1 protein-coding gene is annotated in these 957 nt (G+C 70.6%); it reads right to left on the bottom strand.

Going from position 1 to position 957, the window contains the following annotated elements; all coding sequences use genetic code 11:
* A partial coding sequence (locus ACOV8S_RS01905) for a hypothetical protein (RefSeq protein WP_448315682.1) occupies window positions 1–957 on the bottom strand: 957 nt, incomplete at both ends.

Raw genomic sequence — 957 nt, 5'->3', positions numbered from 1 at the left:
CCCTGGTCGCCCAGGGCATCAAGACGCACTCCACCCGCGCCGCCACCGCCGCTGTCGGCGCGGGTGGAGTGCGTCTTGATGCCCTGGGCGACCAGGGTGGCCGGGGAGCTGATGACCGCGGCGGCCTTGCTCTCGGCGCCCTGCATCAGGCGGTTGTTGCGGCCGCTCGCGATCTCGTCGCCGAAGCCGGGGACGAAGCGGTAGATCATCGCGCTGGCGAAGATCGCCAGCAGGATGATGGCCAGGCCGGAGACGATCGCGGCCAGCTCGTCGGGGCCGTCGTCGCCGGCCAGCGCGCCCGCCAGCCCGAGGACGATCACGATGACCGGCTTCACCAGGATGACGGCGATCATGATCCCGGCCCAGCGGCGGACGTGACCCCACAGGTTCTTGTCGACCAGGCCCGAGTAGACGACGACGCCGAGCAGCGCGCCGACGTACAGCAGCACGGCGCGCAGGTAGAGCTCCAGGTAGAGGACGCCGGCGGCGACGATGGAGATCAGCGACACCAGGATCAGCATGATCGGGCCGCCGCCCATGTCGTCGCCCTTCTTCAGCGCCTCGGAGAAGGTGCCGAAGAAGGCGGTCGTGTCGTCCCCGGTGGCGCCCGCGAGGACGTCGGTGACGCCGTCGGTGGCGGACACGACGGTGTAGAGGATCAGCGGGGTGAACGCGCTGGCGAGCACGGTCAGCCAGAGGAAGCCGACGGCCTCGCCGAGCGCGGTGGACAGCGGGACGCCACGGACGGCGCGCTTGGCCACGGCGAGCAGCCACAGGACCAGGGTCAGGACGGTCGAGGCGGCGAAGACGACGGCGTACTGCTTGACGAACTGCGGATTGGTGAAGTCGACGGTGGCCGTCTCCTCGACCAGCTCGCTCAGCTTGGTGACGGTCCAGGCGGCGGCGTCGGCGAATCCCTTGGCCAGGGAGGCGAGGGGGTCGAGGGCGGTGGTGGGG

Source organism: Streptomyces sp. CO7, from assembly GCF_053474865.1.
This window is presented reverse-complemented; position numbering and strand designations above follow the sequence as displayed.